Here is a 10,326-nt window from a genome sequence, read left to right as displayed (position 1 = left end):
GGGGCACCATACCAACCCCGGACTCCAGTTATGACTGGTAGAGCTTTGGGGAGCACGTCAATATCGTTGCTGTTGGCCTGCGATTTCTGAACTGCTAGGCCGCCGGCGACGAGCAACACGTTGGGGATGACGTTGCTGTTGGCCTGCGATTTCTGAACTGCTAGGCCAGGTTGCGGTGACAGGCGCTGCCGGGGTGAGTTGCTGTTGGCCTGCGATTTCTGAACTGCTAGGCCGACGCCCGATCCGAAGACCGTCGACGAGAAGTTGCTGTTGGCCTGCGATTTCTGAACTGCTAGGCCGGAGGCCGCGACGATGGCGTTCCAGCGTTTGTTGCTGTTGGCCTGCGATTTCTGAACTGCTAGGCCAACCTTCCCCGTGACAGCCTTGCCGGTTCTGTTGCTGTTGGCCTGCGATTTCTGAACTGCTAGGCCTCGACCACGGACGCAAGATGCGGATCGGGAGTTGCTGTTGGCCTGCGATTTCTGAACTGCTAGGCCGCTTTAACGATGCCAACGGTTTGCCGGCGTGTTGCTGTTGGCCTGCGATTTCTGAACTGCTAGGCCGTTGCGGGCGTCGGCGGACAGCCTAACGCGGTTGCTGTTGGCCTGCGATTTCTGAACTGCTAGGCCGCCCAGCCCATCCGCGTCGTAGTCAAAGCCGTTGCTGTTGGCCTGCGATTTCTGAACTGCTAGGCCCCGCCACCTCGCGCGGTAATCGTCGCGGTTGTTGCTGTTGGCCTGCGATTTCTGAACTGCTAGGCCTACTTTTGAATTGACATTTGCTATAGCTCAGTTGCTGTTGGCCTGCGATTTCTGAACTGCTAGGCCCGGGGAGCATGAGCGCCACCGATTCGAAGGGTTGCTGTTGGCCTGCGATTTCTGAACTGCTAGGCCAGAACGCATCCGAAGGCGCATGGGCGGCTAGTTGCTGTTGGCCTGCGATTTCTGAACTGCTAGGCCGTCGATGGCGTTGGCGACGACGCGCCGGTGGTTGCTGTTGGCCTGCGATTTCTGAACTGCTAGGCCTGCCGTCGGCGCGGCCACCCGCTTCCTGAAGTTGCTGTTGGCCTGCGATTTCTGAACTGCTAGGCCGCTCGCCGTTGCGATCGCGCCCATCGCGCTGTTGCTGTTGGCCTGCGATTTCTGAACTGCTAGGCCGGTTGCCGCGCGCGCGCCGTGCTGGACTTGGTTGCTGTTGGCCTGCGATTTCTGAACTGCTAGGCCCTGCTGTTCCGCCGGGTCCGCGCCCGCGTTGTTGCTGTTGGCCTGCGATTTCTGAACTGCTAGGCCGCGACTGCCGCCCGCTCCCGAATTCGACCTGTTGCTGTTGGCCTGCGATTTCTGAACTGCTAGGCCCCTCGCGCGCTGGTGGGCTACAGGCGACACGTTGCTGTTGGCCTGCGATTTCTGAACTGCTAGGCCGGATATAGCACTCATCCACCCACACCTTGCGTTGCTGTTGGCCTGCGATTTCTGAACTGCTAGGCCGGATGTTGTCGTAAGCCGTTATGAAAACGGCCGAAACGATAGCATCCGGTCCAGCGAATTTCGTGGCTGGCGTTAGAATAGCGCGAGCTGGTCCGGATTCTTCCGTGGTCGTTTTCGCCGCTGGCTGGAGAAGCGGACGATATTCTCATATTGTTTGTCCGTGAATGTGAGGATGTGGATTTCTCCTTTTTGGGGGAGATTATACTCGATGCGTCGGAGGTGCGAATCGTAGCTTTCGCGGCCGTTGCAGAAGCGGGCGTAGACCGAGAACTGGCTCATCTCGAACCCCTGATCCAGCAGGAATTCGCGGAACCGCGTCGCCTCGCGCGATTGCTGTTTCGTCGTGACCGGCAGGTCGAACATGACGAATATCCACATCAGCCGATAGCCGCTGAGATGCGCGTCATCGCTCATGCGTCCTCGAACGGGTCGAGCGCGCGCGTCAGGGTTTCCCAGCCGGCGCGGGCGGGCGGGGCGAACAGGGCGAGGTCGGGAATCGATCGTTCGAAGCTGCGCGCCAGCGACTGGGCGAGCCGCTGCGCCGCGACCGACACGGGCGACATCTCCTCCCCGATCCGCACGTCGAAGGCGATCAGCCGCGCGAAGCGGCGCTTGATCGCCGGGTCGAGCGTGTCGACGCCCTGGCCCACCAGCGACACGACGAGCGCGTCGACCAGCGGGCGGAACGGTTCGACCAGGTCGTCGGCCAGCGCGAAGGCGTTGCCGCGGTTGGCGTGGAAGATCCCGATCGTGGGATGCAGCCCCGCGGCCACGATTGCGCGGGCGACGGTCGCGCGCATCACGGCGTAACCGTAATTCAGCAGCGCGTTCGCCCCGGCCGCGTCGCGATCGCGACGGAAAGCGGGACCCATCAGGGCGGGCCAGTAGCGGCGCGCGGCCTGCGCCTCCAGATTGTCGGGATCGCCGGACCGGACGCGCCGGCCGATCAGGTCGAACGCGCCCGCCGCAGGCGAGCCGTGGAACGCCAGCAGGGCGCCCTGCATCGCGATCTTCGCCTTCACCACCCGTTGCCACAATTGCTTCGCGAGCGGACGGCCGGCATCCCATTGCGCGCGCATCCGGCCGCCCTGCGCGTGGAAGCCCGCGATCGGCAGGGTCACGGCGACGGGGCTGTGGTGGGTGTTGCAGAAAACGATCGGACTGCCGCGCTCGGCCAGCGCGGCGACGACGTTGCCCGTCCACGTACAGCCATGCGCGTGCAGGATCACCGCATGGACGTCGTCCAAGGCGATGCGGCCGACCTCCTCGCGCTCCTTCGCCACGATGAGGAAACCGCGATAGGCCGACAGGTGCATCCCGTCGGTTGCGATGTCGACGATCCGTTCCACTGTCCCTCCGCGCCCGTCCGCCCATGCTACGGACGGGGAGGGGCGGTGTCAGCGCGGGCCGGGGTCGAAAATGCGCCCTAATGGATCGATCCGCACCTGGCGGGCCTTGATCTTCTTCAGCCCGCCCGCGGAGGAATTGATGTACCGGAACGGATCGACGTCCGGCGGGGAGGCGTCGCGGGCCTTCAGCGGTCCCGCTTCCGTCGTGGCGGCGAGCTGGACGGACCCGATGGTGGAGAATTTCACGACCCGCACGATTTCCCGCGGCGCGCCGTCGCGCTCGATCGCGATCATGTCGTTCTGCCGCAGGCTCAACACCTTCTTCGCCGCGGGATGCGGCCGCCGATCGCCCTGGTCGGGGCGGTGGGCGTCGAACATCGACACGATGTCGGACACCCATTTGCCGTCGGGCAATCGCCAGACGTCGAAGCGGGCATTGGAATCGCCCTTGTACGCCTTGTAGACCCGGCCCGACGCGTCGGCGATCGGGATGACGCCGAGCGGTTCGCGGACGCGCACGCGACGCGTGCCGCGGAACAGCCGCTCCCCCTTCCGATCGGTTTCCTGCGCACCGCTCCTGCCGAATTTCGCCAGCGCATCGGTGAAGTCCTTCCCCATCTTCCCCGCGGTCGCGCGTTCGATCGCGTCGCGCAGGACGGGATCGGGAATCCGATCCGGATCGGTGATATCCGCGGGCTTCAGGCTGGTCAGCGGCACGCGATGGACGACGATCGGCAGGCCCTTGGCCGAGGTTTCCCCGGTCAGGCCGTAGGCGGTGTCGTTATGCAGGCGCCCGGCGGTCGCGTCCTTGCCCGGCACGGGCGTCCCGGTGCGGCCGTGGTCGGCCTTGTGACTGACCGTCACCGCCAGCAGGCGATCGCGCAACTGGTCGCGGAAGCCGGGCCAGGGGGGATCGAGCCCCTCGAACAGGCGGTCGAGGTTCCTGTCCTCCGCCTGTCCCGCGGTCCGTGCGATCCGCTGCATCAGGCTGCGTGTGGACACCGCCACCACCGCCGCGTCGATCGCGTGATGGCGGTGATCCAGCCGGTTCTTGGGCGCGTTGCTGTGCTTGTTCTCCACGATGTTGTGGTCCGACAGGATGTCGTTCAGGCCCCACAACCGGCGCAGCATCGCGGTCATCCGTCCCGGGATGACGTACACGCTGCCCTCCTCCTTCGTCGGATACAGGCTGCTCAGGTAGCGCCCGGCCAGCCGCGACAGATATTGCGTGTCGGTCAGCTGGCGCGAGAGGAAGCCGCCGTCCTTTTCCACGCGCGCCATCGCGTCGGGGCCGAAGCGCCATTGCTTCGACCGGTGCAGCCGCGCGACCTGCGCCGTGATCGCGTCCCAGCGATCGGGATCGTCGCTCCATTTTTCATAGGGCGTGCGATTGCCCTTGGCGCGGTTGCAGGAGCGGTGCGCCACGACCTTGTTGCCGGCGCTGTCGTCCAGCGACCGTGAATAGGGAATGATATGGTCGACGTCGGCCTCGCCCGCGAACAGCGCGCGCATCCCGATCGGGGCCCCGCAATAGGGGCAGCGGCGGTCGAGCGGGTTGGCGGGGTTCAGATCCTCCCACAGGCGCAGCAGCATCCGGTTCGCGCCGGTATCGGGGAAGCCTTCCTGCGTCAGCTTCTCGGACCGCTTGATCGCGGCGGCCGTATCGCGGCGGATGCGGCGGTTGTGTTCCTCCTTGTCCTTTTCGTTCAGCTTCAACTCGCGTGCCAGTTCGACGACGATCTGGTCGGGGCGGCCGTGGACCGCGACGATCGCGTTCACCAGCTGTCGCACCTGGTTCAGGCCGATATGGACGGTGGGGTTCGTGATCCGGCCCCAGCGTTTCTCGGGCGGATCGTTCGGATCCTGCGTTCCGGGCGGGATGTCGCGGGTGAGCAATTCGCCATAATAGGGAAGCTGCGGCAGGATCTCGCCCGTGCGATGGTCCGAATGGTGCCAGCCGCAGCGGCGCACCGCCTCGTCATAGGTGATGACCTCCGCCTGCAATTCGGCGAGGATGCGCGCCGTCGCCGTCGCGCCGAGCCGGCCGTAGCCCTCCGGCAGCGAGGTCTTCGCGGTGGCGGCGGCGTGTTCGTCGTCCAGCCCGCAGTCCTGCGTCAGGAAGGCATGGAGCGCGTCGGGGTCCTCCTCCTCCAGCAGGCGTTCGACGATCGTCCATTGCCGGTCACGGTCGAAATGCTCCCATGCCGGGCCGAAGCGTTTCTTGTCGCCGAGCACGGCGCGCACTTCGTCGCCGGCAAGCTGGGTGCGTGTCTCGCTGGCCTTGTTGAAGCTCTGGCCGGGTTCCAGCTTGATCTTGGCGGCGAGCGACGTGAACGCGATCGCCTTCTTGTGCGACAGTTCGCGGACCAGCCGGTCGCGTTCGTCGAGGGTCAGTTTCCGGTTCGCCTCGCCCGGGGTCGTCACCTCGAGCTGATTCACCTCCTCGTACAACCGCCGCTGCTGGAACAGGGGATGCGCCTTCGCCAGGCGATCCTCGCTATGGACAAAGGTGCATTTGCCGACGACCTGCGCCTTCAGCGGGCGCTGGTAGAACAGGATGCGGTGCAGCGCATACCGCGCCGTCTCGGTCAGCAGGGCAGGGTGATGCTTCGCCTGTTCGGTCCAGATGCGGTCGAACTCGTATTCGACATGGCGGCGTTGCGGATAGAAATCATAGCCCTGCGCCTCGCCGTCCATCCGCACGCGCTTCGTCTCCTGCGCGTTCAGGAACTGGCCGAGCGTGTCGAAGCCGCCGTCGAGCATCGCGCGGTCCAGCGCGTAGGCCGCGGTGGCGATCTTCCCGTCGTCGGCATCGTTAGTCTTGCGCTCCGCCTTGCGATTCGACTTGAAGCCGCGGCGCTGATTCAGGTGGAACAGCGCGCGGCCGATCTCGTGCGGGGTCAGCGGCGCTTCCAGTGCGCGGGCGCGCAGGGTGTATGGATCGAGCGCGGCGACCAGTTTCGCCTCGTCCGCGTCGGCGGGCATCAGGCCGTGCGCGACCAGCGTGTCGAGAAAGGCGGAGCGCCGCCCGATATAGCGATCGCGCCGCCGCCGCGCCGCGCGCGCATCGCGCCGGTCGACCGCGAGCGAGGTGCCGGATTGCGGATCGCGGCCGTCGGAAAAGATGCGGACGCCGATGTCGACGATCCCGTCCGCCTCGTCGCCCGGCCCCTGTGTCAGGCACCATCCGATCGAGTTCGTGCCGATATCCAGACCCAGCCGCCGCATCGTCGCCCCTTTTCACCGGCGACCCGCGTCGCGTCCGCCATGCCCGACCCGTTCACCGGACCATCCGGCACACGGGCGCAAAGGCTACGCACGCCGGGTGACCGGTCAATACCCCATGCGTTGCGGCGCGACGTCTTCGGTCCGAAACGGTGGGATCGTGCGGGCGACATGACGCGGTGGTTTCTGCGTCGACGGATCGCCGCAAGGACTGTCGCCTGATTGCCCGAAAACCAAAAAGGCGAGGCCGCAGCCTCGCCCTTATTTGGTGCAGTCAAACTGCTTGTTAACAGCCGGCCTGCGATTTCTGAACAATCGCAATCTGCGCCGCCGCGCCGTCGGTGTCAATATCGCCGGCACCGTTTTCCGACCGAAACGGGTTTATGGGGATTGGCGCGCCCGGCTGGATTCGAACCAGCGACCACAAGCTTAGAAGGCTCGTGCTCTATCCAACTGAGCTACGGGCGCGTGCGATGCGGTTAGCGCGGATTGCGGAAGCGCGAAACCGTCAGCATAGTCCGCGGCGATGGAGAATGTGACACGGACGGATGCGGGCGCGCTGACGGGCGGGGCGTTGCGCTATTACGACATCGTGATGGCGGCGTTCGTCGCGATCCTGCTGCTGTCCAACGTACTGGGCGCGGGGAAGGTCGCGGTGATCGACCTGCCGGGCGTCGGGCTGTGGCCGTTCGGCGCGGGCATCCTGTTCTTTCCGGTCAGCTACGTCATCGGCGACGTGCTGACCGAGGTATATGGCTATGCCCGGGCGCGGCGCGTGATCTGGGTCGGGACCGCCGCCACATTGTTCATGGCGTTCATGGCGTGGGTCGTCGTGGCGCTGCCCCCCGCCGCGGACTGGACCAACCAGGCGGCGTACGAGACCGTGTTCGGGCAGGTGCCGCGGATCGTGTTCGCCAGCATCTGCGCCTTCTGGGCGGGCGAGTTCGTCAACGCCTACGTCCTGGCGCGGATGAAGGTGGCGACCGCGGGGCGGCACCTGTGGATGCGGACGATCGGATCGACCGTGGCGGGGCAGGGAGTGGACAGCCTGATCTTCTATCCGCTCGCCTTCTGGGGCGCGAGCGGGTGGACGGGGGCGCTGGTGGTGAAGGTGCTGTTCACGCAATGGGCGCTTAAAGTGGCGTGGGAGGTGCTGCTGACGCCGGTGACGTACGTCGTCGTCGGGGGGCTGAAGCGCGCCGAGGGACTGGACGTGTACGACCGGGGAACGGATTTCACGCCGTTCCGGGCCAAGGTCTGACGCCCGCCGGCGGGCGCGAATGTTGCGAATGTTGAGTCGATCGCGATGTACGCGGCGGGCGGGTGCGACCGCCCCTTGCGGCGCGTCGGTTGCGGAGTGGCGGATGAGAAACAGCGACGGATCAACGATATAGCGCGACCCGACGATGTAGGACAGCGGCTTTCGGTCGCCGCATGCGCGGCCGGCGCCTATGCCGCCACCGCCTCCAGCAGCCCCTCGAACAGCCGCCGGCCGTCGGTGCCGCCATGCGCGGCTTCGACGCGGCGTTCGGGATGCGGCATCATGCCCAGCACGTTGCCGCGATCGTTCGTGATGCCCGCGATGTTCCGGGCGCTGCCGTTGACGGGTTCGGCGTAGCGGAAGGCGACCCGGCCCTCCCCCTCCAGCCGGTCGAGCGTCGCGGCGTCGGCGACGTAATTGCCGTCGTGGTGCGCGACGGGGACCGTGATCCGTTCCCCCGCGGCATAGAGCCGCGTGAACGACGTACGCGCGCCGTCCACCGTCAGCGCGACGTCGCGGCAGACGAAGTCCAGGCCCGCGTTGCGCATCAGCGCGCCGGGGAGGAGCCCCGCCTCCGTCAACACCTGGAAACCGTTGCACACGCCCAGCACCGGCAGGCCCTTGCCCGCCTGCTCCACGATCGCGCGCATGATCGGGGAGCGTGCCGCGATCGCGCCGGAACGCAGGTAGTCGCCGTAGGAGAAGCCGCCCGGCACCGCGACCAGCGCGGTCCCGTCGGGCAAGGCGGTATCGCGATGCCAGACCATCGCGGGCGCGACGCCCGTTACCGCCCGCAACGCCACCGCCAGATCGCGGTCGCAATTGCTGCCGGGGAAGACGATGACCGCGGTCCTCATCTCAGCGTTCGATCCGGTAATTCTCGATCACGGTGTTCGCCAGCAACCGGCGGCACATGGCGTCGACCTGGTCGTCGGTGACGGTGTCGGCGACGTCCAGTTCGATCAGCTTGCCGACGCGCGCCCCCTCCACGCCCGAGAAGCCGAGGCCGGACAGGGCATGTTCGATCGCCTTGCCCTGCGGGTCGAGCACGCCGGGTTTCAGCGTCACATGGATGCGCAATTTCATGCCCGCGCCTATGCCGCGGCGCGAGCGCGGGGGCAAGGATTGTCGGTTCCGGCCGGACCGGATGGTCGCGGCGATCGAGACGGCGGCGGCCGGACGGCCTGTCCGTCGGTCCGGGCGATCGTGCTGCCATGTCATGGCGGCGGTCGGCCACGATCGGACGGTCCCGGCTCCCGATATCACGCGTCCGATCGACCGTTTCGGGAAGGATTATCCGGGAACGGGTTTCGGGAAAGGGGGTGTGCGCCAATATGCTTGGGGCGAACGGATACTCGCTTCATGTCCCAAACGGGAAACTAAAACGGTGGGCGGCGCGACGGTATGGGTTTGCGATGCACAATGCTTGTTTTGGTGCGAGCTACATTGTGAAGAGGCTCAAGAATTCGATCCAGATCACCCACATCCTTCAGAACGAAGCGTGCGACGAAGCAGTCATTTCCTGTGACGACGGAGCATTCCAAAACTTCTGGGGTGTCCCGCAAAATCTGCTCAACTTCCTTGAGCCTGCCCGGAAGAGGTTCGACGTTCAATATCGCTTCCAGCATGAAGCCAAGTGCCCTCGCGTTCAGCCGGACGCTGAAGCCTTCGATGATCCCGGTGTCCTCCATCCTGAGGATGCGGTCCCGCACGGCAGGCGCTGTCAGCCCAATCTCGGCGCCGATCGCCCGGAGGCTCGTGCGGGAATCGATGAGCAGAATGTCGATGATCGATTGATCGAAGCTATCAAGGGCTGATTTGAGCATGTAAGCCGCTCAACCAAATGAGCCTAACAAAATCAAGCAAAAACGCTTCTTGTGCCTTACGTTCGCATGATACATTCCAAATTTAGGTTTTTAGAATGTCCCCATATTTCAGGGAGCATCTTGGACGTGACGACATAGACGATGCCTAATCAAACCACCGCACCCGCCGATGGCATGGCAATCGATGTGCAGCGATACGCCGCCTTCTCTATCGGGAACCACGGCGGGAATCCGGCCGGGGTCGTGATTGGCGCTGTATTGCCGCCGGTGGAATCGATGCAGGCTATCGCCGCAGACGTCGGATATTCCGAGACGGTATTTGCAGCGTCACAAGGCAACGAGTTTCGGGTGCGCTATTACTCTCCTGAGGCAGCGGTGCAATTCTGTGGTCATGCCACACTGGCGCTCGGCGCGGCATTGGCAGATCGTTATGAAGACGGCATCTTCCAACTGGCGCTCAACAACGCGCATATTACCGTAGAGGGGCGGCGGACGGCGGAAGGGGCATGGGCGGCGCTTCAATCCCCGCCGACATCGAGCCGGCCAGCATCGTCAGAGATCGTAGCAACCGCGCTCGACCTATTCTCCTACGTAGGGGACGATCTTGATCCAAGACTATCGCCGGCGGTGGCCCATGCGGGTCTGGATCACTTGGTAATTGCCTTGAAGGACCGAGCCGCACTGAAGGCCATGCATTACGACCTGGGCGCGGGCCGCGAGTTCATGCGGCGCGAGGGGATCGGCACGGTCAGCTTCATCTATGCCGAGACGCTGACCGTCTTTCACGCTCGCAATCCATTCGCCATCGGAGGCGTATATGAAGATCCGGCAACGGGCGCTGCGGCTGCCGCGCTCGGAGGCCTTCTACGCGACGTGAGATGGCCGCACGGTGGAAGGATCAAAATCTACCAAGGTGAGGATATGGGCCAACCTTGCGAGCTGGTCGCCGACATCACCGACGTCGCGGGCGAGAGCATCCGAGTATCGGGGATGGCTTATCCCATGTTGGATCAACGGGACGGCCGATAATCGGCCGACCGATCGCGGCGAGACACCATAGTCCGGAATGGCCGCTTCACCCTTCGTTACCGCCTATCCGTCTTTCCTATTCGACCATCCCAGTCGCGAATGCCGAGCGCGTCCATCGGGGCACACCGGTGTGTCGATCACGGCGGGAA

8 protein-coding genes, 1 tRNA gene and 1 CRISPR repeat array are annotated in these 10,326 nt (G+C 65.0%); of the genes, 2 read left to right on the top strand and 7 right to left on the bottom strand.

The annotated features are described in order from the left end of the window. Positions 1–65: 65 nt before the first annotated feature. Positions 66–1,487: direct repeats of the CRISPR family, unit length 36 nt; unit sequence GTTGCTGTTGGCCTGCGATTTCTGAACTGCTAGGCC. Between the two features lie 72 nt (positions 1,488–1,559). From cas2 to ASG29_RS14240, 4 genes are all read right to left on the bottom strand, one after another. Continuing rightward, positions 1,560–1,901: a CRISPR-associated endonuclease Cas2 gene (gene cas2 / locus ASG29_RS14255; RefSeq protein ID WP_055985178.1), complete on the bottom strand. Its 342-nt coding sequence runs from the start codon at positions 1,899–1,901 to the stop codon at positions 1,560–1,562. Then, positions 1,898–2,836: a type II CRISPR-associated endonuclease Cas1 gene (gene cas1 / locus ASG29_RS14250; RefSeq protein ID WP_055985175.1), complete on the bottom strand. Its 939-nt coding sequence runs from the start codon at positions 2,834–2,836 to the stop codon at positions 1,898–1,900. Before cas1 ends, cas2 begins: the two co-directional genes overlap by 4 nt. A gap of 48 nt (positions 2,837–2,884) precedes the next feature. Continuing rightward, the gene (cas9, locus tag ASG29_RS14245; protein ID WP_055985172.1) at positions 2,885–6,064 is read right to left on the bottom strand and encodes a type II CRISPR RNA-guided endonuclease Cas9; all 3,180 of its coding nucleotides are present in this window, start codon (positions 6,062–6,064) and stop codon (positions 2,885–2,887) included. Positions 6,065–6,452: 388 nt separating this feature from the next. After that, positions 6,453–6,529 (bottom strand) — tRNA-Arg (locus ASG29_RS14240). Between the two features lie 58 nt (positions 6,530–6,587). Here ASG29_RS14240 and ASG29_RS14235 point away from each other — a divergent pair. Beyond that, the gene (locus ASG29_RS14235; protein WP_055985169.1) at positions 6,588–7,322 is read left to right on the top strand and encodes a queuosine precursor transporter; all 735 of its coding nucleotides are present in this window, start codon (positions 6,588–6,590) and stop codon (positions 7,320–7,322) included. Positions 7,323–7,510: 188 nt separating this feature from the next. Here the strand turns inward: ASG29_RS14235 and purQ are convergent, their stop codons facing one another. The 3 genes from purQ to ASG29_RS14220 form a co-directional block, all read right to left on the bottom strand. After that, positions 7,511–8,179: a phosphoribosylformylglycinamidine synthase subunit PurQ gene (gene purQ / locus ASG29_RS14230; RefSeq protein ID WP_055985165.1), complete on the bottom strand. Its 669-nt coding sequence runs from the start codon at positions 8,177–8,179 to the stop codon at positions 7,511–7,513. A gap of 1 nt (position 8,180) precedes the next feature. Next, positions 8,181–8,408, bottom strand: coding sequence for a phosphoribosylformylglycinamidine synthase subunit PurS (gene purS, locus ASG29_RS14225; protein ID WP_055985162.1), 228 nt, complete (start codon positions 8,406–8,408; stop codon positions 8,181–8,183). Positions 8,409–8,701: 293 nt separating this feature from the next. Beyond that, a complete protein-coding gene (locus tag ASG29_RS14220) occupies positions 8,702–9,148 on the bottom strand; it encodes an Lrp/AsnC family transcriptional regulator (RefSeq protein WP_055985159.1) in 447 nt (148 codons plus the stop codon). 141 nt (positions 9,149–9,289) lie between these two features. Between ASG29_RS14220 and ASG29_RS14215 the strand changes: the two genes are divergently transcribed. Beyond that, positions 9,290–10,177, top strand: coding sequence for a PhzF family phenazine biosynthesis protein (locus ASG29_RS14215; RefSeq protein WP_235532918.1), 888 nt, complete (start codon positions 9,290–9,292; stop codon positions 10,175–10,177). Positions 10,178–10,326: the final 149 nt, after the last annotated feature.

The organism is Sphingomonas sp. Leaf412 (assembly GCF_001425405.1).
GTDB lineage: Bacteria > Pseudomonadota > Alphaproteobacteria > Sphingomonadales > Sphingomonadaceae > Sphingomonas.
The sequence above is the reverse complement of the archived record's forward strand: the minus strand, read 5'-3'. Positions and strand labels throughout refer to the sequence as shown.